Annotated in this window: 19 protein-coding genes and 3 pseudogenes; 12 read left to right on the top strand and 10 right to left on the bottom strand. The window is 67.2% G+C overall.

Annotated features, from left to right (window positions below; translation table 11 throughout):
* Together CHF15_RS35055 and CHF15_RS35050 are read right to left on the bottom strand one after the other, a co-directional pair.
* On the bottom strand, window positions 1-1,356 hold a 1,356-nt coding region (locus CHF15_RS35055; protein ID WP_089227960.1), incomplete at its 3' end, for a dihydrolipoyl dehydrogenase family protein.
* A 96-nt stretch (window positions 1,357-1,452) separates the two neighbouring features.
* Window positions 1,453-1,785 carry a hypothetical protein gene (locus CHF15_RS35050; protein WP_143681710.1) on the bottom strand — a complete coding sequence of 111 codons (333 nt, stop codon included), beginning with the start codon at window positions 1,783-1,785 and terminating at the stop codon, window positions 1,453-1,455.
* Between the two features lie 228 nt (window positions 1,786-2,013).
* On the opposite strand from CHF15_RS35050, the gene msrB reads away from it, so the two are divergent.
* The 4 genes and pseudogenes from msrB to CHF15_RS35030 all read left to right on the top strand — a co-directional run bounded on the left by msrB (window position 2,014) and on the right by CHF15_RS35030 (window position 5,717).
* Window positions 2,014-2,475 (top strand): peptide-methionine (R)-S-oxide reductase MsrB, encoded by a 462-nt coding sequence (msrB, locus tag CHF15_RS35045; protein ID WP_089227959.1) that lies wholly within the window; start codon window positions 2,014-2,016, stop codon window positions 2,473-2,475.
* Between the two features lie 283 nt (window positions 2,476-2,758).
* A complete protein-coding gene (locus CHF15_RS46815) occupies window positions 2,759-3,124 on the top strand; it encodes a hypothetical protein (protein WP_245939194.1) in 366 nt (121 codons plus the stop codon).
* Between the two features lie 44 nt (window positions 3,125-3,168).
* Window positions 3,169-3,340: pseudogene (locus CHF15_RS46050) on the top strand (LacI family transcriptional regulator); the annotation flags it as partial.
* Between the two features lie 370 nt (window positions 3,341-3,710).
* Window positions 3,711-5,717, top strand: coding sequence for a SpoIIE family protein phosphatase (locus tag CHF15_RS35030; protein WP_089227940.1), 2,007 nt, complete (start codon window positions 3,711-3,713; stop codon window positions 5,715-5,717).
* Window positions 5,718-5,966: 249 nt separating this feature from the next.
* Here CHF15_RS35030 and CHF15_RS35025 read toward each other — a convergent pair whose 3' ends face one another.
* From CHF15_RS35025 to CHF15_RS35010, 4 genes are all read right to left on the bottom strand, one after another.
* Window positions 5,967-8,255: a SpoIIE family protein phosphatase gene (locus CHF15_RS35025; RefSeq protein WP_089227939.1), complete on the bottom strand. Its 2,289-nt coding sequence runs from the start codon at window positions 8,253-8,255 to the stop codon at window positions 5,967-5,969.
* A 1,132-nt stretch (window positions 8,256-9,387) separates the two neighbouring features.
* A complete protein-coding gene (locus CHF15_RS35020; protein ID WP_089227938.1) occupies window positions 9,388-10,071 on the bottom strand; it encodes a hypothetical protein in 684 nt (227 codons plus the stop codon).
* Window positions 10,072-10,478: 407 nt separating this feature from the next.
* On the bottom strand, window positions 10,479-10,862 hold the full coding sequence (locus CHF15_RS35015) for an MmyB family transcriptional regulator (protein ID WP_245939193.1): 384 nt from the start codon (window positions 10,860-10,862) through the stop codon (window positions 10,479-10,481).
* A gap of 491 nt (window positions 10,863-11,353) precedes the next feature.
* Entirely contained in the window at window positions 11,354-11,908 is a 555-nt protein-coding gene (locus tag CHF15_RS35010; protein WP_089227937.1) for a TetR family transcriptional regulator, read from the bottom strand.
* Between the two features lie 94 nt (window positions 11,909-12,002).
* On the opposite strand from CHF15_RS35010, the gene CHF15_RS35005 reads away from it, so the two are divergent.
* The gene (locus CHF15_RS35005) at window positions 12,003-12,842 is read left to right on the top strand and encodes an SDR family oxidoreductase (RefSeq protein ID WP_089227936.1); all 840 of its coding nucleotides are present in this window, start codon (window positions 12,003-12,005) and stop codon (window positions 12,840-12,842) included.
* A 151-nt stretch (window positions 12,843-12,993) separates the two neighbouring features.
* On the opposite strand, the gene CHF15_RS35000 is transcribed toward CHF15_RS35005, so the two are convergent.
* On the bottom strand, window positions 12,994-14,052 hold the full coding sequence (locus CHF15_RS35000) for an AraC family transcriptional regulator (RefSeq protein ID WP_245939192.1): 1,059 nt from the start codon (window positions 14,050-14,052) through the stop codon (window positions 12,994-12,996).
* Between the two features lie 124 nt (window positions 14,053-14,176).
* On the opposite strand from CHF15_RS35000, the gene CHF15_RS34995 reads away from it, so the two are divergent.
* Both CHF15_RS34995 and CHF15_RS34990 read left to right on the top strand, forming a co-directional pair.
* Window positions 14,177-14,923: an SDR family oxidoreductase gene (locus CHF15_RS34995; RefSeq protein WP_089227934.1), complete on the top strand. Its 747-nt coding sequence runs from the start codon at window positions 14,177-14,179 to the stop codon at window positions 14,921-14,923.
* 736 nt (window positions 14,924-15,659) lie between these two features.
* Window positions 15,660-16,480, top strand: a pseudogene (locus CHF15_RS34990) (IS110 family transposase); the annotation flags it as partial.
* 49 nt (window positions 16,481-16,529) lie between these two features.
* Here the strand turns inward: CHF15_RS34990 and CHF15_RS34985 are convergent.
* Complete coding sequence (locus tag CHF15_RS34985) at window positions 16,530-17,201, bottom strand: nucleotidyl transferase AbiEii/AbiGii toxin family protein (RefSeq protein ID WP_089227933.1); 672 nt, start codon at window positions 17,199-17,201, stop codon at window positions 16,530-16,532.
* Window positions 17,198-17,554, bottom strand: coding sequence for a hypothetical protein (locus tag CHF15_RS34980; RefSeq protein WP_089227932.1), 357 nt, complete (start codon window positions 17,552-17,554; stop codon window positions 17,198-17,200). Before CHF15_RS34980 ends, CHF15_RS34985 begins: the two co-directional genes overlap by 4 nt.
* 490 nt (window positions 17,555-18,044) lie before the next feature.
* Between CHF15_RS34980 and CHF15_RS34975 the strand changes: the two genes are divergently transcribed.
* The 4 genes and pseudogenes from CHF15_RS34975 (at window position 18,045) to CHF15_RS34960 (ending at window position 22,325) form a co-directional block, all read left to right on the top strand.
* On the top strand, window positions 18,045-19,421 hold the full coding sequence (locus CHF15_RS34975) for a cytochrome P450 (RefSeq protein ID WP_245939191.1): 1,377 nt from the start codon (window positions 18,045-18,047) through the stop codon (window positions 19,419-19,421).
* Between the two features lie 52 nt (window positions 19,422-19,473).
* Window positions 19,474-19,701: a ferredoxin gene (locus CHF15_RS34970; RefSeq protein ID WP_089227957.1), complete on the top strand. Its 228-nt coding sequence runs from the start codon at window positions 19,474-19,476 to the stop codon at window positions 19,699-19,701.
* Window positions 19,698-21,068 (top strand): annotated as a pseudogene (locus tag CHF15_RS34965) (NAD(P)/FAD-dependent oxidoreductase); the annotation flags it as partial. The gene CHF15_RS34970 and the pseudogene CHF15_RS34965, both read left to right, overlap by 4 nt.
* A gap of 48 nt (window positions 21,069-21,116) precedes the next feature.
* Window positions 21,117-22,325 carry a cytochrome P450 gene (locus tag CHF15_RS34960; RefSeq protein WP_089227956.1) on the top strand — a complete coding sequence of 403 codons (1,209 nt, stop codon included), beginning with the start codon at window positions 21,117-21,119 and terminating at the stop codon, window positions 22,323-22,325.
* A gap of 110 nt (window positions 22,326-22,435) precedes the next feature.
* On the opposite strand, the gene CHF15_RS34955 is transcribed toward CHF15_RS34960, so the two are convergent.
* The gene (locus CHF15_RS34955; protein ID WP_089227931.1) at window positions 22,436-22,993 is read right to left on the bottom strand and encodes a GNAT family N-acetyltransferase; all 558 of its coding nucleotides are present in this window, start codon (window positions 22,991-22,993) and stop codon (window positions 22,436-22,438) included.
* Window positions 22,994-23,762: 769 nt separating this feature from the next.
* Between CHF15_RS34955 and CHF15_RS34945 the strand changes: the two genes are divergently transcribed.
* On the top strand, window positions 23,763-24,398 hold the full coding sequence (locus CHF15_RS34945) for a hypothetical protein (protein WP_089227929.1): 636 nt from the start codon (window positions 23,763-23,765) through the stop codon (window positions 24,396-24,398).
* Window positions 24,399-24,530 lie beyond the last annotated feature (132 nt).

The raw sequence follows: 24,530 nt of genomic DNA, 5'->3' as shown, positions 1-24,530 counted from the left end.
CCCGGCGACCGCGACGGTTGCCGAGTGCAGGAGCTCGCTGACGCCGGGGCCGACAAAGGTCGCTCCGAGGAGGACTTCCCGGTCGAGGTCGACGACCAGCCTGGCGTGGCCCTGGTAGCCATCGGCGTAGAGCTTGGCGCCTTGGGCGACGTTGAAGTCGAGGTCGACGGTCGTGATGCGGTACCCGGAGCGTTCCGCCTGCTCGGCGCTCAGGCCCACCGCGGCCGCCTCGGGGTCGCTGAAGAACACCTGGGGTACGGCGTGCTGGTCGGCGGTGGTGGCGTGGTCGCCCCAGGGCGTGTCGTCCAGCGGGCGACCTGCGGCGCGGGCACCGATCGCGTCGCCGGCAGTCCGGGCTTGGTATTTGCCCTGATGGGTGAGCAGCGCACGATGGTTGACGTCGCCAAGGGCGTACAGCCAGTCGCCGTCGACGCCCTGCACCAGACAGGTGGTGTCCACATCGAGCCAGGAACCGGGGGTGAGGCCGACCGTGTCCAGGCCGATATCGTCGGTGGCGGGCGTGCGGCCGGTGGCGCACAAGACCTCGTCAACCTCCAGCCGGCCGCCGTCGTCGAGGGTGAGGGTGACCGGCCCCTGCGGGTCCTGGCGGCGCAGGGCGGTGACCTGGACACCTATTCGCACGTCCGCCCCCGCCTCTCTCAATCCCTGAGCCACCAGTTCGCCGGCGAAGGGTTCCATGCGGGGGATCAAGCGGCGCCGGACGAGCAGCGTGACCTGGGAACCGAGGCCCTGCCAGAGAGTGGCCATCTCGATGCCGACTCCGCCGCCGCCGATGACGGCGAGGCGAGTGGGGACGCTGCCGGCTTCGGTGCCCTGCCGGCTCGTCCAGGGACGGGCCTCGGCGATGCCCAGGATGTCGGGCAACGCCGGCCGGCTACCGGTGGCGATGGCCACCGCGTGCCGTGCCATGAGGGTCTTCCGGACGCCGTCGTCACGGGTGACGCTCACCCGTCGGGGCCCATCGAGACGGCCGTGGCCACGGAAGAGGTCGGCTCCGATGGACTTCAGGAACAGCGCCTGTCTGGTGTCGTCCCAGTCGTGGACGGAGCGGTCGCGACGGGCGAAGACGCCATCGGCGTCGACCCGACCGGTGACGGCCTGCCGGGCACCGTCCACGCGACGGGCGTCGGCGAGCGCGATGACCGGCCGCAGCAGCGCCTTGCTGGGCACGCACGCCCAGTACGCGCAGTCACCGCCGACCAGTTCCCGTTCCACGACCGCTACGGAGAGACCGGCGGCACGGGCGCGGTCGGCGACGTTGGCACCGGCCGGGCCGGCACCCAGTACGACCACGTCGTAACGCACGCCTGCTTGGGTTTCGCGCGATTCGCTCATGTTGTTCCTCGCATTCCTAGGAGTGTCTGATGACGGTCGAGGACGTGGTGACACTGCCCGGCGGGCCCGGTCGGTCGCGCCTGGCGGGGACGTCGGTCAAGCGGCGGCATGCGGGGGGACGAGCGGCCATTCGGTCTTGGTGTCGGCGAGGAAAGGGCGGTAGTCGGTGAGGATGTTCAACGCGGGATTGCCTACGAGGTCGGCGATCTCGGCGCCGGTGACGCCCATGGCCCGGGCGGCTTTGGGCTGTGTCTCGCCGATGCGGCCGCGGGCAATATGCGGGCCAGAAACAGCAGCGTGGCGGCGCTGGTCGGCGGACCGCGTGGCGGGCAGTTCCCTTGCGCCGCCCGTGGTGACACCCGCCCCTATGCAGGTGTGGGCGGACAGGCAGTAGGTGCAATTGTGGTCCTCTGCGGTGGCGATCGCCATCCGCTCCCGGACCGGGGCCGGGGCCGGGATCATGGTCCCCGGTCCGCCGCGTGAGCGGCACCCACGCATCGATCACCCACATCCGCCCGCTCTCGTCACGGACCAGGTTGCGGTGGCGCAGACAGACCGTTGACGTGGTGGTCAGAAGCTGCGAGACGGTAAGAGTCCGGGTGATGCATGACGCAAATAGGGCAGACGAGACACTCCAGCACCGTCTGGGAGGTAGGCATGCCGGAGTACAGCAAGAGCCCACAGCGCATCTCACAGCTCACCGACCTGCAATACCGTGTGACCCAGCGAGGCGGGACGGAGCCCCCGTTCTCCAACGCCTACTGGGACAACAGGGCACCTGGTATCTATGTGGACATCGTGTCCGGGGAGCCCCTCTTCGCCTCGGTCGACAAGTACGACAGCGGGACCGGCTGGCCCAGCTTCACAGTGCCTCTGAAGTCAGGCCACGTCGTCGAGAAGCCCGACACCAGCCACGGCATGGTCCGTGTCGAAGTACGGTCGGCTGAAGGCGACAGCCACCTCGGGCACCTGTTCCCGGACGGGCCCCGCGACCGCGGAGGGCTGCGGTACTGCATCAACTCCGCCTCGCTGCGCTTCATCCCCCTGGAGGTTCTGGAGCAGGAGGGCTACGGCCAGTACCTGAGCGTCTTCGAAACGACGGAAGAGGACGCCGCCTAGAGCCGATGAGCGGCAACCAGGACGGGGCCTCGGAGGCCGAACGCCACGGCGCGCCGCGCCTTGCGGCTCGGGCCAGCAGGCCCCAGCCAATGCCGTATACAGCCATACGGAAAGCGCTCACGTGCTGCAGCGCCCAAGCGGTCGAGTCACCCCCTCGGAGCGGAGCTGGCCAAGACGATCCCCTCCAATGGGGTCGTCTTCCGCCGCACTGAACCAGAAGACTCAAGACACCCCTGGACCGCACGAGCAACGGCACCGTCGGGCCCGGAAGAAGGACGGCACAGTGAACAGCAACATCGACAGCCTGGACCCGGAAGACGGCACGATCGTGCCGTCTGACCAGATCCCCACCGCTGTCACCGCGGGCCGCCTGGCTTACGGCGATGGCACGACCCAGACCTTCCGACCCGACGGAAGCACCTCCTACTTCGAGGCGGGTCGCCAGACGGAAGGCACCTGGTCCGTCGACAACAATGGCCGCTTCTGCTCCTTCTGGCCGCCCTCCTACCGAGCGTCCTACGATCTGCGATGGGTGGTGGAAGGGGGCGCAGTCGTCGGCTTAAGGTCGGAGAAGGTCACCTGGCCGTGCGGGTCGATCATCGCAGGTTCGGGTGCCCGGCCCGTGTCATGGTGCACCGGCGGGTGGTGAGGTCGTAGACCGCGTACTGGCAGGTTGCACCCATCAGTGAGGGCGGCCTCTTCGAATGCAACGGCACCGACCTGCTCGCCGCCCCCCGCCACTACGGGCTGCGCGTGCCCGACGACCTTCTGCTGGTCTGCTGCGGCGAGAGCGACCGAGTCCACGATGACCACCGCGCTCTCGCTCAGACCATCCCGGACTGTGGGCGTCCAGTTACTCATCGACGTGAGCTGGAACCGCCGCCGTGGCGGGACGCCACGGCCGCCTTCCCCAGGGTGTCGGCCGGACGGGCGGACGGCAAGATGGTCGTGCTCAATTGAGCGCATCCGCGGACGAGCGCCATCCGATCCTGAGACCGCATCCCGAGGACTGCCGCGACGGTGGCCGGCTGCATACCGCGGACCAGAAACGTCTCGCCGTTCGATCTGCCACCCGACCAGGTGCTCGGCCACTTTGATGAGCTTGTCGGCCGCGACCTCCCGCCGAAAACGGCACGGTAACGCCGCGCTCTCGGCAGGTCTTTCCCTGACGTCGCTACGCGACATTCGCGGGCGGGGAATCCGTTTGCTGAGATCATGGAGCAAAACGCGCGAAAATGGTTGAAGAAGCGGTTTCGCTGAGTGTCAGGGAGCCACCGATGGACGCCTCGGACCATCTCCTCCGAAGGGCTACCCCCTCGGCTCTCTTGACCTTGGACGGTGCCATCCACAGCCTCAACGCGGCCATGGCAAAGGTACTGGACAGGCCGGCGGAGCAGTGCGTGGGTCGCAACCTGGGTGATCTGTTGCCCGAAAGCCAGCTGACTGCGGTCGAAAGCCTCGTGACCCACGCCGCCACGACGATGACCGTCGTGATGCGCGTGCTGGAGTTCCCCGGGCCGGGTGCAGCACGGCTGGTCTGCCTGGTCGAGGCGCGTCTGACGAGGGATCCTGCGGACGGCGAGAAGCTGCTGTGGGTGCACTCGTTGAACGCGGGGAACGACCTGGGCAGTCTTGTGATCCCGTTCCGGTTGGCGGCCAAGGCCGCCAACCTCGGTGTGTGCATGTATTCACCCCAGGAGCAGCAGCTGGAGTGGCTGGGTGGCGCACCCGCCTTGGCGATGCTGTTCCCGGAAGCCTCCGTATCGGTGTCCAGCGTGGTTCGGCGAGTACATCCTGATGACCGGGCGGCTCTACGGCGGCTCGTGCGTTCGACCGCCGCCCAGTCCCCCTGGATCAGGTTGAGGTTCTTCACCGAGCGTGATGGCTGGCACCTTCTGGCTTGCCAGACCCGTCGAGTCCAGCTGGGGTATGGCGGCCCTCTGCGGGTCTTCGGTGTGATCCGCGACGACACCAAACGGGAAGCACGCCGACGCAAAGCTTTGGTCGCACTGAGTGCTGCGCGGCAGCGAGCTGCCGAGATAGCGGCCTTCTCCTCCGCCTTGATCACTGCGGGCACAGAGCGAGAGGTACAGCAGGTCCTCCTGACACGCCTCGCCGCGACCTTTGGGGGCACCGGCGCTGCGTTGGCGCTCGTCGCCGAAGGCCGTCTGCGCGTCTCCTCTGATGCTGGGATACCGATGCTGGTGGCCGCCGTAAACGGCGTGTCGCTGGACGATCCGAGCCCACTGCCCTACGCGATCCGAACGGGCAAGCCACAGTTCATGCGCAACCAGGAGGAGTACCTACGCCGCTGGCCGCACGGAGCCATGGTGCCGTACTTCGACCAGCTCGAATCCGGCTGCGCCGTCTCGATCACCTCCCTCAGCCCGGTCGGCGGTGAGCCGCTCGGGGGCTGGGCGGTGACCTACGACGGCGAGCATGACTCGTCGCCGGATGAGCGCGCCCTCATGACCACTCTGGCCGACCTTGCGGGCCAGGCGCTGAGGCGCGTCAGGTCTCGGGAAGCTCGAGTGGAGTTGGCCGTGGCGCTCCAAGAGACCATGCTTCCCACGCTGCCGAAGCACCTCCCGGGCCTGGAAGTGACCGCCCGTTACCGACCGAGCCGGGACGGGCTGGATATAGGCGGAGACTGGTACGACGCCTTCGTCGTGCCCGACGGCGCGGTCGCCTTGGAGATCGGTGACGCCCAGGGGCACGACGTGAACGCCGCCGCAGCCATGGGACAGGTGCGTGCCTCTATGCGTGCCATCGCCGCCTGCGAACCGGACCCTGCAACCGTGCTGACGCGCACGAACGAGCTGCTCATCACGATGGACGCGGCGCGATTTGCCAGCTGCACCTTGTTGCATATCGACCCCTGCGACGGACAGGTCACCGGTTCCAGCGCGGGCCATGTGCCGTTGCTGTACGCATGCGACGACGGCAGCCACAGTATCCGTGAATTGCCGGGCGGCCCGGTGCTCGGAGTCCTACCCGACGCCGTCTACGGTGAGGGAACTTTCACCCTGGACACGAATGCCGCGCTGATCATGGTTACCGACGGCGTGGTCGAAGGCCCGAGTCTGACGCTGGAAGCCGGGCTGGAGCGAGTCGCGTCGCTGGCGGCGCAAGCCGCCCACGATGGGTTGCACGCCGGGGAGACCGCTGATCGAATCCTCGACGCCATGGTCGCGGTGGACCACATCGACGACGCGGCTGTGCTGATCATCCGGCGCGCGTGACGGCACCCGCAACTACCGCTCGACCTGCCTGCGTATCCTCGCGCCGGTCTTTTGGCAGCGCAACCATGCGCCTGAGGGTGGCGGACATCCCCAGGGGCCCGCGTGACGAAGCGCCTCTACGAGTCGGCTTCGCAAGACTGGACGTCGCAGTTCAGGCGCGGGACGGGAGGCGAGAGCCGGATGCTTCCGCGAGTCGCGCCCTCTACTGGTGCCTGAGGCCGTAGCCGAGTGTGCTCAGCACACGCTGGCTTACGACGGCAACCCGCTGGCACCATTGACCGACTGCTCTGCCCAGACAGACTTTCCGTCAGCGTGGTAGCGGGTGCCCCATCGATCGGCGAGACTCGCGATGATGAAGAGCCCCCGCCCGGTCTCATCGAGAGTACGGGCATGCCTGACATGCGGAGAACTTGGCGCACCGTCGCTGACCTCACAAGTAAGGGTCTGGTCCAGGATCAAGCGGAGTCGCAGCGGGGGACTGCCGTAGCGGATGGCGTTGCCAACGAATTCGCTGATGATGAGTTCGCTGGTGTAGACGATTTCCGCGTCAAGGTCCCATACTTCCAGCTGCCGCCGAGCCGCCGCTCGAGCGATCGGCGCCGCGTCAGGGCCCTCCGGCAAGGCAAGAGTGAGGACTTGGTCCGCGGGCAGTGCCTTGGTACGGGCAAGCAGCATCGCGGTTTCGGCAGGAAGTGGGCCATCTCCGAGCTCTTGAGCGAGCGCGTCTGACAAAGCCACGAGCGGTCCCGCACCAGCAGATTCCAGCAGTGGGCGCAGTGAGCCAGCCGACGTCGATGCCTCGGCGGTCGTACTCATCACGATTGTGCTTCCCACGGGCAATGCGGTGGTCGTAGCGGGAATGGGTGCAGTGTCGCGTGCTGCAAGCTGAGGTCCAGACTGCGCCAAGAGACCGGTTGAGGTGCTGTCGGGAAAGATCGCGAAAGATTCAGGAAGCCCAGCACATGCGGTGGTGCAGGTGAGGTCTACGGGGTCGTAGATCACAATGGCACAGCTGGCGGTGAGAGGCTCGCGATGTAGCGGATCGACAGGCGGCAAGGCGGCGCGCGCGGCGACGAGACGCGCCGTTGTATCGCTCAACCGGGCTAGCAGTTCGTCGGGCTGTAGGTCCAAAGCAGTAAGGGTATGGATGGCTGTTCGCAAGAGCCCCATGGTGATGGCCGCAGGGATGCCTTTGCCGGCCACGTCTCCGACGATCAGTGCAGTGCGCGCGCTGGGGAGTGCGATTGCATCTGACCAGGCGCCGCCGCCTTCTATGCCAGGGAGGTGCAGATGACGGACCTCCAGGGTGGCCTGGGTGTCGGGCTGTGGTGGGAGGATCCTGCTCTGGATGGTGGAAGCGATGATCCACTCGCGCATGTACCGGCGGGCGTTGTCGATGCACAGTGAGGCATGTGCGCCGATCGCGGACGCCGTGTCGAGGTCGCCCTCGTCGAAGGGTGCTTCCCCCTCGTGACGGAAGAAGCTGACCATCCCAAGTAGCTGACCTCGAACAATCAATGGGGCCATGATCAGAGAATGAGCACCGGATCGCCGGATCTCGTCTGCCTGTTCCGGCTCCGCCCACGCACACGCTTCCTCGACAGACATCAGGCGGGCTTGGGGGTCAGACAGGATGCGGGCAGTGTGAGTGCCGGCAGGTAGTGAGTGAACTGTGCCACTCGCCGAAATCCGGCCCCGGATGGCCGCTTGATGCAGCGAAACAACCTTCTTGACCGGAGTCCGTGGAGGGTCCTGTCCGCGAACGACCTCCGCGACCACCTCGACAGCTGCGGTCCCGGCGAAGGCGGGCACCACGGCCTCGACCAGCTCCCAGCTGACGTCCATGACGCTCAGGCGGTGTCCTACATTCGCGCGGACCCGCTCCAGTAGGGCTCGGTGTTCACTGGCTTTTTCACGCTCAGTCACGTCAAGCGTGCAGGCCACGAGCCCCTGTACGCTTCCGGACGAGTCTTCCAGGCGGAAGTACGAAACGGCATAGATGCGGTAATCAGGCGGGCCTGAAGGGTGCCTCCGGCGGACGAGCCGGTTCACCACAGCCTCCCCGCTTTCGAGGACACGGCGCGCCACAGCGGTTTCCTCCTCGGCGCCCCTCAATGCCCAGACCTCGGGGAAAGTGCCGCCTGGCAAGCTTTCCGTGGATGTGTCGCTGGTTGTTTCGGCGACTGCGCTCGTCCGGACGATGCGCAACTGCTCGTCGAGGATGTACAGCGCCACAGGCAAATGATCGAACACAGCCGTCAAAATCGCGGTATCCCGGGCTGTCGACGGATGTCCTGCCGCGAGGACTCGCCACACCACAGCAGTACCCTGCATGACGGGCTTGACTACGACCGTGGCCGCTTCGGCTACGCCTCCGTGCCGCCCTCCTTCGTCTGTGGAGAACTCGTGCATGAGAGCAGTCACGGACCGTCCGATGGTTTCCGTGGCAGAGCGCCCAAACAGCTCCTCGGCTGCGCGTTCCCACTCGATCACCTGGCCCGCCTCGTCGACGAGCGCGAGCGCCTCACCGCTGGGCATGTGAGCACCTCCGACCTATACCTGCCCGCGTCGCAAACGACGCAGCCGCACCAGCCCCTAGCTACACCGATCGCCTCAGACCGCTCAACCGGCACTGAGTAATCCTCGCCGCTACAGAGGGCGACTTTTTGGTGCCGCACCGTAGCGTCGGTCCGTGGGGATCGCCTGATGCACTCGCATGCTCCTCGCTGAAGCAGGGAGCTGAATTGATCTTGAAGCCGTCAGTAAAAAGCCACGTGAGAAAGCTGCGGCAGCCCCACAGCGGCGCGCTGCCGGTACTGGGCAACCGCAGATCGAAGAAGCCGCGAAACGGTGACGGCTTGCGGATTGCGTCCACGCGCGGCAGCCACCGACGAACGGTGAGCTGCCCGCACCTTGCGGTGGCCCGGAACTCGATTAGGTCACCAGGGTGAAAGCACCTGTCAGTCTTCACGCAGAGGAGTGATGTGCAGGCGCCGCGGTTGTGAGCGGACTGCTCGGATGGCTATCAAGATCAAATCCGTGCGACGTGCGGAGAGGGATGCGGCTCCGGCGCCAAGGTCATCGACCGGATCACCCCAGCCGGTGGCGGACCCGAGGTCGAACTACGCAACTCCACGCGGTGCAGCGCCGCCTGGGCACGTATCCAGAAGGCGAACAGCAGCTGGCGGTTCAAGATCCAGATCCGGGGTGGAGCGACCTACGCGGCGGATGCCTCCCCCCTATGCCGCCTATACCCAGATGGTCGGATCGAGCAACGCCTACCGCGCCTGCGTGGAGATCTACGACGGGCAGGGAGGCAGCTGGTCTTGAACCGGGCTGGCGCTGAAGCAAGCCACTCACCAGACATCTGCCCAGCAGCGCTGCCGGATCTGCTGTCTGTCTGCTTGCCTGCCCAGCAACCAGCCTATGCGCACATCATCAGTGATCTGACCGAACTCCGCGGCTACCAGGAAGAAGGCCGGCCAGCGGATCCCGGTCCTCATCCACAGGTGCCACAAACGACACCCGCTGACGGGCCAGGTATCGAGGGCTCTATGGCGATGTGGACGGCCTTGGGGCCGGGTGCACTGCTCCTCGACAGCGGTTCCGCAATGGTCGCGCCTACGCCTGTGGCAGGAGACGCACCGCCTCCTGCCACAGGCGCACGAGGTCAGGCCGTCGCCGGGACGGGCTCCGCGGCCTCGGGGGCTGCTGCCTCCACCGCGTTACCGGCGTCGGGCGCTGCCGACACGACGGGGCTGTAGAAGACACTGCCCTGTTGGCGGGCACGCTCGGCGAGGCCCTTGGCTACCAGCGACTCCAAGGCGTTGCGCACGACAGGGGCGCTTGGCGTGGCCCGGCTGGGGTGTTGCCTGGCCAGGGTGTCGACGAACTCGCTGACCATACGCGGTTCGCTGCTCGCGGCCAGTATGTCCGCGACCAGGCTGCGAAGTGTCGGCTCCGCGCCGGATCGTGAGGCAGCGGACGTGGGTTTCCGGCCGTCCTTGGAGGCCATGGCCTTCTTCCCGGCCTTGCGGGCCGCCGGCTCCTCGGACGGCTTCTTGCGCCCGCGCGGACGGGGCACCGGCTGAGCCGAAGGCGTTACCTTCGGCTCGAAGGTGCTGTCGCCGGTGATCGCTTCACCTGCTGGTTGCTCCGGCGCAGCCGCGCTTTGCGTGCCGGCCACGGTTCCCTGCAGTTGGGTCAGCCACGCCCGCTCCTGTTCGAGCTGAGCCAGCTGGTTCTGGAGGTCCGCCAACTGCACGCGGACCTTTTCCTGTTCGTTGGCGTTGTTGTCCAGGTCCTCTGCGAGACGCGTCGCATACCGGTCCTGAATGGTGTTGTTGTTGGACACGACAGCCGCTCCTCGTGTATCGGGGGTTGCTGCCGGATAGTACCTACCCGCGAGTCAATGTGCGTTGATGTGGTGTGCGAACAACCTCTATGGAGCCTGTCATGGCAGCCTGGTTGCACCCTTGCACACGGTATGGACGCCATCAGTCAGAGGGAGCAGGATCCTTGGATCAGCGGCCTCTCGTCGTATTTTCCGGGTTCTCCTTCACTGAGTCAGGAGGCATGAAGCCAGCGCTCAATCAATCCAGTTGGGATGAGGGCGTCGCTGGAGGAGGAACGGCCCGGTCGCTGTTTGATTCGATTTCGGGTACCCGGATCGGGATGGGCGTCGCAACCGACGAGAGCGAGCGCTGAAACATGCGAGCGTCCACGAGGTCCGCGGATCACACGTAGGACCGCATCCCCGGACTACCGCTGTTGACGGCGCAAGCCTTGCCGCGAGGGGAGTCGTTCACCGAAATCGCAAGGGGGTGTGGGGGCCTCGTTGGCGGTTTCCTGTGTGGCCGAGGCCATCGCCAGGCGATGGAGTGCTTTTTCCGAGGGGCTGCCGGGCTGGGCTGTCCAGATGACGATGTGCTGGTCGGGTGCGATGGAGCTGGTCAGGGTGTCCCAGTCCAGGACGAGGGTGCCGGCGACCGGATGGTGGAAGATCTTGTTTCCCGTGCCCTGGATGGCGACTTCGCGTGCGTGCCACCAGCGTTGGAACTCGGGGTGGGACTCCATGCGGGTGAGGAGATCACGCAGGCGGGGGTCGTCCGGGCGGCGTGCGGTGTGCATGCGCAGGTAGGCCACGCAGGAGCGGGCCCCGGTTGGCCGCGGCGTCCCTGCTCAGCCAGCGCCCGATCACGCCGTCCGTGGCACCCGCCGCAGCCCGTCGACGTCGTTCAGATCGCCCCGGTACGCCTCCACCCCATCTCCTTCACGGCCGCGCTGCCGATGAACCCGGTGGCGTCGGCGACGAACACACGTATGACTGTTCACCTCGTGGAGAGTTTCTGCTGGGACGACCCCAGCCTGCTTCCCGCACCGGCCGTCGGTCCACGACCTGTTTCCCACCGGGTCATTCTCCGCCGGTCATGACCAAAGCCCACGGTCAGACAGCCGCAAGGCCTCGGAATCCGGTGTGGGGAGTCCGAGGCCACGACCTGCTGCACGCGATGCCCGGTCAGGCGGGTGGGTCCGCCCGCGCCCCATACAGCGGACACTCGTGCGCTTCCGTCGCTGTCACCCGCAGGCCGTACTTGGCGAGGAGCAGCAGGTCACAGGGATTGCTGGACAGCCCTTCAGCTGGCGGCGAGGACCTCCACCGCTCGTGCGATGCTCCTGCGGAGCAGTGCATGATCGAGCTGCCTGTCGCCGAGGGTCGAGCCGAATGGGCCGGCGGCGCTCCAGGCTGTCGCCAGCGCCATCACGCCGGTGAGGAGGAAGTCACTCGAGAACTCCGCGCCATTCGCCTCGGAGCGGATGGCCTCGAGGCCGGCCACTTTCGCCGCGTGGGCTTCGTCTCGAGTGCTGGGGTTGCCGGCGCCGCCTTCCAGCCCGTTCCAGGCAATCAGGCGCATCAGTGCCGGGTTCGACATGGCGAAGTCGAACACGCGCTCGGCGTAGCCCGGAAGATCCTCGGGGGTGAAGGCGAGGTCGGCGTAGACCTTCGTCAGGTTCGACCCCAGCACCGTTGAGAACAGGGTCTCCTTGTTCTCGAAATAGACGTAGATCAGGTTCTTGTTCACGCCCGCAGCCTTCGCGATGCGATCGACTCGGGCCCCTGCCACCCCGAAGGTGGAGAACTCCGCCAGCGCGGCATCCAGGATGCGTGCCCGACTCTCTTCTGCAGCCATCGTTCCTCCTGGCTAGGACCCTAGCAGCTTGACTAACTGGTTAGCCAATCTTAGATTTGGCTAACCAGTTAGTCAAAAACCCAAAGAAGGCATCATGACTCAGCGCACCTGGTTCATCACCGGTTCGAACAGCGGCTTCGGTCGCCAGATGACGGAGCAGCTGCTCGCGAAGGGCGACCGCGTCGCCGCGACCGCCCGCGACACGTCGTCGCTGGACGACTTGAAGACCACCTACGGCGACCTGATGTGGACCGCGCACCTGGACGTCACCGACACCGCCGAGATCCGCGCCGTCGTCAAGAAGGCGTTCGCGGACCTCGGCCGGATCGACGTGATCGTCAACAATGCGGGCTACGGCCTGTTCGGTGCGGCGGAGGAGTTGACGGACGACCAGATCGAGCATCAGTTGGCCACCAACCTCGTCGGCCCCATCCAGATCGTCCGCGCCGCGGTGCCGCACCTGCGCGAGCAGGGCGGCGGCCGTGTCATCCAGATCTCGACCTACGGCGGCCAGGCCACCCACCCTGGCGCATCGCTCTACCACTCCAGCAAGTGGGGCGTCGAGGGTTTCATGGAGTCGTTGGCGAAGGAGCTCCCGGCTTTCGGGATCGGCGTCACCATCGTCGAGCCCGGAAGCGCCGCGACTGGATTCCGTGTGGGCAGCTCGCGTCTCGCATCGCCGATGGCGGTCTACGACGGCACCCCGGCAGCCATGACTCGCGGCATTCAAAACCCTGCGTTGCCGTCCGTCAGCGACCCGTCCAAGGTCGCTGCGGCGATCATCGCCACCGTGGACCAGGAGATCGCCCCGCTGCGCCTCGTCACCGGCAGCGACGCGCAGCGCTACATCCGTGAGGCACTCCACGAGCGCCTCGCCGATGTCGAGTCGCAGGAGGTCAGCGCCGCTTCGACCGACATCACCGCTGCGTCGTAACGGACCGGACTCACGGGGTGCCGGGCTCGCCCGGCACCCCGTCTGGAGGCTCAATCTGCCGGTAGCGTCCCGTGCGTGACGACGCCGGATCGGGGGCCGGTGGTCTTCGATGGACCATCGTTTGCACCACGTGTTACCTCGACGATCGAGGCTAAATATCGGCGGACGCGCTCTGGCTGTCGGGAATCGTCGACGCCTCCGTCTGCTGTCGTGCGTGGACCTTCGCGCGGTAGCTGCGCGGCGAATATCCGTGTGTGCGTTTGAAGGCGTTGCTGAAGGCACTCTCGGAGGCGTAACCGAGGCTGGAAGCCAGGGAGGAAATCAGCACTTCGTCGTGGAGGAGAGCGCGTTCGGCGATGTGCATGCGCCAGTGGTGGAGGTAGGTGAGTGGTGGCACGCCCGCCGCCTCGCGGAAGCGCATGCTGAAGTTGGTGCGCGACATCGCGGCAGCCTGGGCAAGTTCGTCGAGATGCCAGCGGCGGCCAGGGTCGGCATGCATGTGGCGAAGGGCCGGCGCGAGGCGCGGGTCGGCCAGTGCGCGCAGCCAGCCGGCGGGGAAGGACTCGGTCGCGGCCGTCAGCGTGGAGCGGAGCACTTCGACGAGCAGCAGTTGAGCGTACTGATGGGACGCGTGATGGGTCCCAGGCCGTTCGGCAGCCAGTTCGTGCAGGAGACGATCGAGGACCCACTGGACGACCGGGGCCTCGGTGCTTTCCGCGCTGATGCGCGTGAGTGGCGGGAGCGCGGCCAGGAGCAGTTCTTCGCCGGTGGCGTTCAGGGCGACATGGCCTCCGATGATCACGGTGCTCGGGCCGGCTGGGGCCTTCGTCTGCTCCGTCGGTGCTGCGCCGTGTTCCTGGTGATGGCTGGTGATCTGCACGATCGTTTCGCGGCCCGGGCCGAACATCGGTGCCGCCTCAGTCGGTACGAGCCCTGGATCGGAGGCGAGCTGCACGCTCTTCACGTCGTTGAGGACGGCCACATCGCCCGCACCCAGCAGCAGTGGAGCTCGGGCGCCGTCTGCTGTCAGCCAGCAGGAGCCTGAGACGACTGCGGCCAGCTTCAGCCGGGCCTGTGGCCAGAACTGAAGGGCCCACGGTGCCGTCGCCCGGAAACCGCCGGAGATGACTGACCGCGCCTCGCTGAGGGTGAGAGCTTCGCTGAGCGGGTCACCGGGAGCGGGGGCGGACAGTTGGACACGCCAGGACACTCCTGTACTCTCGCGCAACTTTTCGGGACTTTCAAGCATTCCGAGTCCCGATCTGTCGAACCGAGACTGAAACCGCACAGCACGCCGACCGTCGTCAGGACGGGCACCAGATCGGAGAGGCCGTATGGCCACCAGCACAGCCCAGCGCGTCGCCATCATCACCGGAGGGTCGCGCGGCATAGGCCGACGCGCCGCCGAGCGCCTCGCCGCAAGTGGACTCGCCGTCGTCGTCAACTACGCCCAGGATGCCGCGGCCGCGAATGCCACGGTCAAGGAGATCACCGCCGCGGATGGCACGGCCCTGGCCGTGCGCGCAGACGTCGCAAAAGAGGATGAGGTGGCGGCGCTCTTCGACGCGGCGGAGGAGGCTTTCGGCGGCGTGGACGTGGTCGTGCACGCCGCCAGCGTCATGCCCATGGGCTCGGTGGCCGACTTCGACCTCGACTTGCTCGACCAGGTTATTCGCATCAACCTTCGTGGCACCTTCATCGTTGACCAGCAGGCTGCCCGCAGATTGCGGCCGGGCGGTGCGCTCATCAACTTCTCCAGCTCTGTGACCCGGTTCTCGAACCCAGGCAATGCCGCCTACAGCATGACCAAGGGGGGAGTGGAGGCGCTGACTCTGCTGCTTGCGCGGGAATTGCGAGGCCGCGATGTCACGGTCAACGCCGTCGCACCCGGCCCCGTCGAGACGGACATGCTGCAGGGCTTCCTTTCGGGCCGTGAACATCTCCGCGCGGGGCTCGCTGACGGCTCGCCGCTGGGGCGGATCGGCACCCCCGACGACATCGCCGAGGTCGTCCTCTTCCTCGCTGGTCCGGGGCGTTGGATCAATGGCCAAGTGCTCTACGCCAATGGCGGAGCCATCTGAACCGCGACATTCTGCCGGCACCGGGCTACTCCGCCGCCGAGGCACGGCGGGCGATGCCGTTCAACGGGTGCGGCACTGTCAGCCCCTCCTACGGCTGTTGGTCGTGTTCGGCCCGGACAGCACACCCAGCGCCGAACAAGTATGCCCCCGGCGTAGCTGGATGAGTTGCTGCAACCGGGCGGAGGGTCACGCCTGTCCTCGCTGACCTCGGCAGCCAAGGCGTGCCTCCGGCAGTCTTGGTCACCGGCGCCGTCAGTGTCACGGGCAGCCGCATGTCCGGCGCGGATGCCATCCGGAAAACACTTCCGCGCCGGGCCATGGCCCCGGGCATCCCGGGGACCTGGCGCCACGCAGCACTGCTGACTCCTGTACGACGTGCTCCGGCATCGGTACCGCCTACTGAGCAGATGGAAGACGGTGAGCCAGTCGTGGGCGGCCGCGTACTGCTTCATGCTCCTTACATTGCTGGTGGGTTCATTCCGGTCACTCGTAGGATCGGGAGACCCAGGGACGCTGGGTGTGGCTGTCAATCTCATGCCGCACGAGTGGCTTCTACTGATTGGCCGCCTGGCGTCCCGCGACGACTCGGCCACTGATTGGGATGCACGCGGCACGATCGCTTGGTAAGGACACGCTGGCGAGGTCGTCTGCTGGAACCGGATCTGGAGCGACTTCGGAGGTGACCGTGCCTGAGCTGTGGGCTGGTACGGATGCGGGCAAGGCCGAGCACCACTGCATGGTGATCGACGCCGAGGGCAAGCGCAGGCTCTCGCGGCGGGTGGCCAATGACGAGGCCGTGTTGTTGGAACTGATCGCGGATGTCCTTGCGCTGAGTGCCGGTGATCCGGTGACCTGGGCGATCGATCTCAATGCCGGCGGGGCTGCGTTGCTGAGCCCTGCTGACCGACAACGGGCAGCAGGTCCGTTACATCCCCGGCCGCACCGTCCACCATGCCTCCGGCTCCTACCGCGGAGACGGAAAGAGCGACGCGAAGGACGCCTTCATCACCGCGGGCCAGGCCCGCATGCGCCGCGATCTGCAGACCATGCACCGCGGTGACGACATCGCCGTCGACCTGCGCATCCTCACTTCGCGTCGGCTCGAACTTGCCGCGGACCGCACGAGGGCTATCAACCGGATGCGAGCCCGGCTGCAGGAGTACTTCCCTGCCCTGGAACGGGCCTTCGACTACAGCACCTCCGAGGCATCCCTGGTGCTGCTGACCGGCTACCAGACACCGGCCGCCCTGCAACGCATCGGCAAGAACCGCCTCGCAGACCTGGCTGAAAAGCCGCAAGGTCCGCAACCACCAGCTCGTCGCGACCACCGCCGTCCAGGCAGCTGAGGCCCAGCACGCCGCCGTCCCCGGGGCAAAGCTGGGGGCGGCCGTGGTTGCCAGGCTCGCGAGGGAGGTGATGGCCCTCGACGAGGAGATCGCCGCGACCGACGCCCTGATCGAGCGCCGATTCCGTGACCACCCCTATGCCGAAATCATTCTGAGCATGCCCGGCCTCGGGCCCGTTCTGGGCGCCGAGTTCATCGCTCACACCGGTGGCGTGCTTCGGTGGTGGGGCACCGGGCCCGTGCGGGGGTGGGGGGTTTTCCCTACAGGTCGTGGGGGTCTTCTTCGCTTTGCAGGCGTGTGCCGATGTCGGTGGCCCATTGCAGGGCCCAGGTTCTGAGGGCGTCGATCTGTTCGGGTTGGAGGCCGTAGTCGGCGTAGTCCTGGTCATCCCACCAGTCCGCGCCGACGAGGCGTTCGCGGAGGTCTTCCAGGCTGAACGCGTAGCGTGCGTGGCGTCGGCCGAGGTTTTCGAGGTCGGCTCTTGACCGGTGGTGGGAGGCGGCGTGGACGTCGATCAGATCGCGTACTGCTCCTCTGTCGGCCAGGGCGCGTACCTTTGTCCCGATGACGTCGTCCAGTGAGAGGACTGGGCCGTACTCGCTGGCCTTGGGCGGGTGCCAGAGGACTTCTTTGAGGACGTCGACCTCGCACTGGTCGCCCGTGCCGGGGTCGGTGGCCAGGAGTCGGCCGGACAGCGCCCCGATCTCGATCTGTTCGACCTGCCAGCCACGCTCCGTGAGTCCGTCACCCACTGTTCGGATGATCTCGCTGATCGGTGCCGGATTTTCGGTCGCGACGTCGAGGTCCTGGGAGAGACGATCGACCAGGCCGTGAGCCTGGACTGCGTACCCGCCGGTGATCACCAAGGGGTAGGGCGTTCCGATGTCGAGGACGTCGGCCAACAGCCGCCGGTGCAGTTCGGAGAGGTTCACGCGGCGGCGGTGGCCTTGTCCGTGGGTAGTTCGGGGAAGCGGTTCTCCCAGGCGTCGCGGAGCGGGCGGCTGATCAGTGTCCGCAACACCGGCCATTGGGCGATGAGCAGGCCTCGGTCGAGGAATGTGATCAGGTCCTGGCGCTGTCCTTCTGCCAGGACGGTGCGGTACAGGCTCATCCGCGAGCGGGGCTGACCGAGCCCGTACGAACGCCGACCGGACCAGGCGACGTGCAAGGGCAGATCCACCGTGCCGGCCGCTGGACCGGTGAGCTCGTCCAGTGATGCAGGGAGCCGTAGTGCGTATTGCTCGCGCAGCATCTCGAATGCGCTCGGTGTTCGGGACGCGGACATGCCCCTCAGTATCCCTCCTCAGGCAGCGCACGGACCACACAACGATGAGAAGTCCCGCACGGTGTTCTCGCCGCTACGGCAGTGGTGGCCTTCCCCGGTAGCCCCACTGCCTGCCGACGGGCGCCGACACCGGCACCGACGACACCGGCTGCCCGCCTGAGGAGGCTGCACCGGTTGCTGAGGCCGGTCTGGCGGCGGCAACATCGAATTGCCGGATTACGTGGTGTGCCAGGCAGTACCGGAGCAGGTTGGCCGGCCCGAGGCCAGCCTGGCACGCAAGCACGCGCCTTATATCCACGCCGACGCTCTGGAACATGAGTGTAAAATGGTGCATACCGTACTAAAGGCAGGCGAGAGGAGTAAATCATGATCGCCAAACTGCTCGCCAAGTTGTCGTTCACTCGCAACTACGGTGCGTACGGGGCCCACGACTGGGGTACGTCCGCCGACAAGGCGTGACCGAGCGGCCGGGCGCCTAGGGCTCCCGGCCGTGCTGACGACGATATCGGCCTGGACAGGTACGAGCGTCAAGGGCGATCTCATGGGCCGAGTGAATGAGCCGCCGCGGTTGCCCGAAGGCAATTTCGCGGCCTGGAGTCACGACCGGCTGGCATTGGCGCGCCGTGGCGCTGAAGAGTGCGGGGACGTCTGGCAGCTGGAGCCGGGTGTCTACGTAGCCGCCGCGGCCGGGCCGTGTGAGGAAGTCCTGCACCGCGCACAGGACTTCCCCAAGCCGCCCTCGCCCCTCTTCCCGCCGTTGAAGCGGGCCGGCGGCGACGCGCCGACGTCCGAGGAGCGTGCGCACGCGCGCGCGGCCCGTATGCGCGGGCTGCGTCCGCAGGCGGTTGCGGCCCGGATCGGTGAGATAGCGTCCGGGACCGTTCGGTTTGCCGACCAGTGGCCCACGGGCCGGGACGTGGAGATTCTGCCCCTCGTCCGGCCGGTCCTGGCGGAGGTCGGCGTGCGTTACCTCTTCTCCGAAGACGCTCCTGTTCTGATGCCCTTCGCCTGGCAGCTCTTCGTGGCCCGGGAGGTGCTCGTTCGCCCTACGCGCTGGGTATGGCCGGGCTGGGTCCCCACACCGGCTCGGCGGTTCCGCACGCAGCAACAGGTCGCCTTCACCGACGCCTTGCGGCCCATCGTCCGCCGGCGCCGTTCATCGGGTCGGCTCGGTGACGACGTGCTCGGACAGCTGCTTCGCCCCTCCTCCCGCTACAGCCCACTGTCGGAAGGGGCCATCCTCGACACTCTGCCCGGAATCACCGTCGCGACCTTCGAGACACCTTCCCGGGCAGCCGGATGGATCCTGCTTCACCTGGCCCGCCACCCAGGGGCCGCGGACCGGATCGCGGCCGAAGCCGCCTTGCTGCCCGCAGACGCCGCCGCGACCACCAGCACCCACCTCGAGCGCCTGCAATACACCCGGGCACTGGTACACGAAGTGCTCCGGCTGGATCCCCCGAGCTGGCTGCTGACCCGGCGCGCCCCGCGGCGGACCCAGCTCGCCGACTACACCATCGACGCCGGGTCCACCGTTCTCGTCTGCCCTTACACCGCCCACCGCGACGCACGGGAACACCCAGAGCCGGACCGGTTCCGACCCGAACGCTGGCTCGACGATTCGTGCTCTCCGGCGAAACCCGGGGTCTTCCTCGCCTTCGGTACCGGGCCCCACAGCTGCGAGGGAGCTGCCCTGGCCATGGCGATGCTCACGCTCCTGACCGCGCACACCGCCCACCGCTACCACCTGAGCGAGCCACCCGGCCCGGAACCCGGCTACCGGGTCACCACCTTCGAAGGTCTCGCAACCCCCGGCCTGCACCTGCGTGCCACCGTGCGCGGCCGAGCGCAGTCCTGCCTTCGGTGACACACCGCCTCAACGTGAGGGTCTGCAGCTCCCACTCCCTGTGGAGGTCGGGGTGAAAGTTGTCGTTGATCTCTTCCGGTGTGAGGGGTACGCGCAGTGCGCGTTCCTGGCTCCGGAGGCGTTCCGGTTGCACGGTGAGGAAGCGCTCCTGTACGACCCGAACCCCGACGACGCCCAGCGCGACCAGGTGCTCCGCGCCGCGGCGGCCTGCCCGGTCCAGGCGATCCTGGTCGACGGACTGGAGGCACGGCACACACCGGCGGAGGCGTCACCGTCATGACCGGTGTCGACGACCTGCGTGCCTTCAGGCGCGACGGCCGCATTGTGATTGTGGGGGCTTCGCTGGCGGGGCTGCGGGCCGCGGAGGCTCTGCGAGACGAGGGTTTCGCCGGATCGTTGACCATGGTCGGTGACGAGTTGGGTGAGCCCTACGACCGTCCTCCCCTGTCCAAGCAAGTACTGACCGGGTGGGTGCCAGCCGGAGGCACCACTTTGCCCCGCCGTCGTGGCATCGATGCGGAGTGGCTGCTGGGGGTGCCCGCCGACCGTCTGGACCTGGCGACGCACCACGTGCGTCTCGCCGACGGACGCGAGGTTCCCTTCGACCGGGTGCTGATCTCTACCGGGGTACGGGCCCGGCCGTGGTTCGTCGAGTCCGAGGCGGCCCTGGACGGCGTGTTCGTCGTACGTACACGCGAGCACGCCGAGCGCCTGCAGCGGGCGCTCGCCACCAGACCCTCCAGGGTGCTGGTCATCGGTGCGGGATTCACCGGCTCCGAGATCGCCTCCGTCTGCCGCGAGCGGGACATCCCGGTGACCGTCACCGAACTCGCGCCGGCTCCGCTGGTCTGGGCGCTCGGAGCCATGATCGGCGAGGTGGCGGCCGACATGCAGCGTGCCCACGGTGTCGACCTGCGGTGCGGTGTCACAGTCGCCCGGCTGGAGGGCGACGCGCGGGGACGGTTTTGCCGTGCTCACTTCGACGACGGCAGTACGGTCGACGCCGATGTGGCAGTGGTGGCACTTGGGAGCATTCGCAACACCGAGTGGCTGCGGGGGTCGGGACTGGCGGCGGGCGAGTGGGGAGTCACCTGTGACACGGGCTGCCGCGCCCTCGACATCCATGGCCGTGTCACCGACGACGTTTTCGCCGCGGGAGACGTGGCACGTTGCCCGAACCCCATCTACGAAAACCGGCTCATCTCAATGGAGCACTGGGCCAACGCCGTGGAGCAGGCGAAGGTCGCGGCACACAACATGGTCAGTGCCCAGGCGGACCGCCGGCCCCACCTGTCCATCCCGCTGTTCTGGTCGATCCAGTTCGGCGTCAATATCAAGTCTGTCGGCGTGCCGACCTTCGCCGACGAGATGCTTGTCACCCAGGGATCGCTCGACGACCACCGTTTCGTCACGGCATATGGCTATCGGGGCCGCGTCACAGCCGCCGCCAGCTTCAACAACGGAAAGTGGCTGAACCACTACCGACGGCTGATCGAGATGGCCGCACCCTTCCCGCCCCCCTGCCCCACGCCGGACCAGCCGACCGACATGGAACCGGTGCCCGCCGTCTTCCCCGCCCCCGCCCTGCTTGCGCGGGGAGCCACGGCGGTCGTCACAGGCCGTGACCCGGGTGAGTGCCGCGTCACGGCCGTCCACCAGCATGGGCGGGAGGAAGGCCGGACGACCACCACCCACATGCCCGGCACCCTGCAACGGATCTTCGACTACTCCGCCCGGGCCGACCCTTACCCGTTGTATGCCGAGTTGCGCAAGACGCCGGTGGCCCGGCAGGAGGACGGCAGCTACGTCATCAGCACCTATCGCGAGATCACGACCGTACTGAACGACCCGCATCTGAGCTCCGACGCGCGCCATCTGACGCGTCCGCCGATGCCCTCAGCCGAGGAAGGGGTCACCTCGTCGTTCATCCACATGGACTCGCCCGAGCACGACCGCCTGCGGCGTATGGCGATGCGTCACTTCGGCCCCCCGCACACCCCTGGGCTGGTGACCGGACTTGAAGGCTTCCTGACCGCCACCGTCGGCAGTCTGATCGACGGTTTGGCGGACAAGGAGCAGATCGACGTCGTCGACGATTTCGCCTTCCCGTTGCCCGTAACCGTCATCTGTCACTTGCTCGGCGTGCCACGCGAGGACGAGCCGAGATTCCACCGCTGGGTGAACGACATCATGAACTCGATCGACTACAACCCCGAGACCGACCCGAAGGAGAAACTGGACAAGGGCGTACAGGCCCGCATGGACTTGCGCCAGTGCCTCGGCGAGCTGGTGGAACACCGCCACGGCCGGCCGGGAGACGGCCTGCTGTCACGGCTGGCCAACGACGACGCGCCCGATGGTCGGATGGCCGACGCCGACATCGTCGCCACCGCCAGACTGCTCTTCATCGCCGGCCATGAGACCGTCGTCAACCTCATCACCAACGGCATGCTGACGCTGCTGCGCCACCCGCAGGTGCTGCAGCGACTGCGCGACGAACCGGACCTCGTCGTGCCGCTGGTCGAGGAACTGCTGCGCTACGAACCCCCCGTGCAGATCATTCCCTGGCGGGCGGCGTACAGCGACATCACCGTCGCCGACACCGCCATTCCCCAGGGCTCGCAGATCATGCTCCTGCTGGCCTCCGGCAGTCGCGATCCGAAGCGCTTCCACGATCCGGACCGCTTCGACCCGGATCGGCGTGACAACCAGCACCTGGGGTTCGGCAGCGGCATCCACCTGTGTTTCGGCGCCCCGCTGGCCCGGCGGGAAACCCAGATCGCGCTGGCCGAGCTGGTACGCCGGCTCGACCGCCCCAGGTTGGTCGTCGATCCACCGCCGTACCGGCGCAGCCCCGTTCTTCGGGGTCCGATCCATCTGGACATCGAGCAGGGTGACGGCTGACGCGGTAGCCGAGCGCAGTTGCAAGGTCGGGCCGCGGACGGCCCAGCTGGATCAACAGGCGAACGTCGATCACGTCCGAGTACCGTTCCGCGCACGCCCGGACGATCAGCTCACGGTCCGCTCAGCGTGTGTCGCCGGTCGAACTCGTCGGCGAGCATGCCCAGCATGACAAGGTCGTGATGCCCGCCGGCGAAGAAAACGTGTTCCCGCAAGCGTCCCTCCTCGGTGAAGCCGAGCCGACGAAAAAGCGCCAACGACGCCTCGTTGTGGGCCAAAACCGCCGCCAGGCACTTGTGATAGCGCCGCTCGGCGAACATGAAGCGCAGCAACAGCACCATGGCTTCCGCCGCGTAGCCCTTGCGTCGGTGGCCGACGTCGATCATGACTTCACACTCGAACCAGCCCGAACAACGACCGGTGCGATGTGAGCCGACCGTGCCGACCAACTCACCTGTAGCCGTCGTTTCGACCACCAACCGGAAACGGTCGTCATCGCACTCGGCAAGGGCCTGCTCCTTCGCCCAGGCACGATAGCTCTCGGCGGATCGCGGCAGTTCCAACCGGCCCACTCGCCGCCCGTCATCGTCCGCGAAGCGCGCGAACGCCGTCCAGTCATCGGGCTCAATGGTGCGCAGGCGCACCCGCTTACCGGTCCAGGACGATGCCATGCCCTATTCGATCACGCCGCACTGCACGCAAGGCCAACAGGCACGCCGAGGCGGCGCTGCTGGCCGCGTCGCAGATGCGTGCCAGTTGAGGCGGTCAACACCGGACAAGAGTGGTCGGTCACGGAGCGCCCGAGGCCGGCAAGCCAGGCGGCTTGACCATAGGTGCTGGTCAGGGCCACCTCACGCGGAGGACCTGGGATTTCAATCCGCGGTGCGGCGCGCGCTGCTTCTTCGAGCGTCAGCAGGTCGTGGTCGCCGCTGCAGGGCAGACGCCGACGGGCACTGGCATCGCACGCCTTTATCCGACCGCACGATCGGGCACCTCGCAGGAAGAGGATGCGGAGCATAGTGCCGGGCGGCTACCGGCTCTACAGTACGGCTGAGTTGCGCATTGCGCACGGTCTGATGAAGGACGCGGCGCGGGCCGCCGCGCCTGAGGTGGGCTTCCTCGCCCTCTCGGGGCAGGCGGTGGTCGGAGGCAGCCCTCGGCCTCTTCCGGATTCCGAACAAGTCCCGACGCACTCCTCAAGGTCCGGGTACGCACGTCCCGCAAATGTCTCGTGGATCCCGTTCGCGGTCTCTGTGACAGGCGACGAGCTCTTTCTCTGTCAGGAGCGAGAGACACGGCACGGCTCGGTCCTCGTCTGGGACCCGGAGGCCAACGACCACCGGACTCGTTGGCTGGACCTGGTGGAGCTGTGCGAGGACGTTGCACGATAGATGTGAGGGGTATCGGCCCCTCGGCAGATGGGGTCTGTAAGGAGCGCGGATGAGGGTGATGGGGGTATGGGTGGTCGGCGTAGTGGCGGACCATCCCATTGAGGAAGCTCGCCGCCGCTTCCCCGACGCGGCAGGCGCCCACGGCGCGTGGCCGGCGTCGTCCGCCGACGAGAGTCACTGGCGCGAGTATCTCGAGCCCACGGAATTGATCGACGGGAGACCCGAGCGGCCGCCTCGCGTGGACGACATCGTGCGCTTTGCCGACGCGGTCTACGGGGTCCGGAACGACGAGACCGACGTGGACGAGTTCCAGGACTACCTGCTTCAAGCGGTCCCGCAGCAGGAAGGCGAAAACCTGTTCTGTTCCGCCGTACCCAGGGGGGACGGCGCGGCGGCGCTCATGTGGGCGCTCGGCAGGGACACGACTCTGCGATTCCCGGGCTGCTGCGGGCAGTTCTTGTTCGACGCCGCGCAAGTCAGGGACGCAATCCCCGCGGCTGAGAAGGCGCTGGTCCTTCAGACGCCACGTCGGGCCCATGTGGCCTCCCGGATCCGGCTGTGGCTGGACGAGATGGCGGACGACCCGAACTGCAACATTGACGAACTGATCGACGGCCCGCTTCGGGTGCTGCGTCACGCGGCACGTACGGGAGCCGGCGCGGTCGGGCTCACTCTTTGGTACTGACAGGACCTCATGGAGTGGTGGTCCCCGCCAGCAATCCGACGATCTACGGCTGGCGTTGGTCGGGTCTTTGATCTGCGTCTCCGACGGCACCCTCGGGCCCGGTGACACCGCCCCCAGTCATTGCTTCGACAG

The sequence above is a fragment of the Actinacidiphila glaucinigra genome (genome assembly GCF_900188405.1).
GTDB classification, from domain to species: Bacteria; Actinomycetota; Actinomycetes; order Streptomycetales; family Streptomycetaceae; genus Actinacidiphila; species Actinacidiphila glaucinigra.
This window is presented reverse-complemented; position numbering and strand designations above follow the sequence as displayed.